This is a genomic window from Salinimicrobium oceani (assembly GCF_012037645.1).
In genome coordinates, this window is the sequence record NZ_JAAVJR010000106.1 from 1 (window position 1) to 769 (window position 769).

At 46.9% G+C, this 769-nt stretch carries 1 protein-coding gene; it reads left to right on the forward strand.

Features of this window, described 5'->3' with window-relative positions; all coding sequences use genetic code 11:
• Window positions 1-769, forward strand: a 769-nt coding sequence (locus HC175_RS15685) for a DegT/DnrJ/EryC1/StrS family aminotransferase (RefSeq protein WP_209310017.1), incomplete at both ends; no start/stop codon positions are given.

Genomic DNA, 769 nt, shown 5'->3' on the forward strand with positions numbered 1-769 from the left:
TATTCAATTTTAGAGGTTTTAGATACCACCGCTTTCATAAACGGGCCCGAGGTACAGACCTTCCAAAAGGAACTGGAGGAGTACCTGGATGTGAAACATGTCATCCCGTGCGCCAATGGAACAGATGCCCTGCAGATCGCCATGATGGGTCTCGGATTAAAACCCGGAGATGAGGTGATCACGGCCGACTTTACTTTTGCGGCAACTGTTGAGGTCATTGCCTTGCTTCAGTTGACTCCGGTACTGGTAGACGTGGAGCCGGACACCTTTAACATCGATCCTGAAGCTATTAAGAAAGCCATTACTCCAAAGACCAAAGCTATAGTTCCCGTGCATCTTTTTGGCCAGACTGCCAATATGGATGCCATTATGGAAATCGCCGAAGAACATAAGCTTTTTGTTATTGAGGATAACGCCCAGGCTATAGGTGCCAATTATCATTTCAAAGACGGCAGCAGTAAAAAAGCAGGAGCTATTGGTCATGCTGCATCCACTTCCTTCTTCCCTTCAAAAAACTTAGGATGCTATGGAGACGGGGGAGCGATCTTTACCAATGATGATGAGCTGGCACATACCATACGCGGAATTGTCAACCACGGGATGTATGAGCGGTATCACCACGATGTGGTGGGTGTGAATTCAAGGTTGGACAGCATACAGGCAGCAGTGCTAAGGGCGAAACTTCCCAACCTGAATAAATACAATAAAGCCCGGCAGGAAGCAGCCAAAAAATATACTGAAGCTTTTAGAGGAGTAGCAGGAGTTACAG